Origin of the sequence: Bacillus sp. T2.9-1 (assembly GCF_950097965.1) — a bacterium.
Taxonomy (GTDB): domain Bacteria; phylum Bacillota; class Bacilli; order Bacillales; family Cytobacillaceae; genus Niallia; species Niallia hominis.
The window spans coordinates 1-209 of sequence record NZ_CATNHG010000069.1; the positions used below are offsets into that span (position 1 = coordinate 1).

The window sequence follows — 209 nt, forward strand, 5'->3', positions numbered from 1 at the left end:
CTCGTGTACAGCGGCGAATTTCAACTCCCATCCACGCTTTTTCTTTTCTTGACTCTTCACATATAATCCATCTACTTCTACAAACAATACCTTTTGAAAAGGGCGTTTTTCCTTAGCGGGAAGTACGTTTGTTTGAAGAAGATGTTGCCGTAATGCTTCATGGCTCATCGCCGAATAGCCTAAAAATTGTTCGAACGTTTCCACCGCCT

1 protein-coding gene is annotated in these 209 nt (G+C 42.6%); it reads right to left on the minus strand.

Annotation, left to right across the window (positions count from 1 at the left end; translation table 11 throughout):
* A partial coding sequence (locus tag QQZ16_RS04935; protein WP_284561172.1) for a UPF0236 family transposase-like protein occupies positions 1-209 on the minus strand: 209 nt, incomplete at both ends.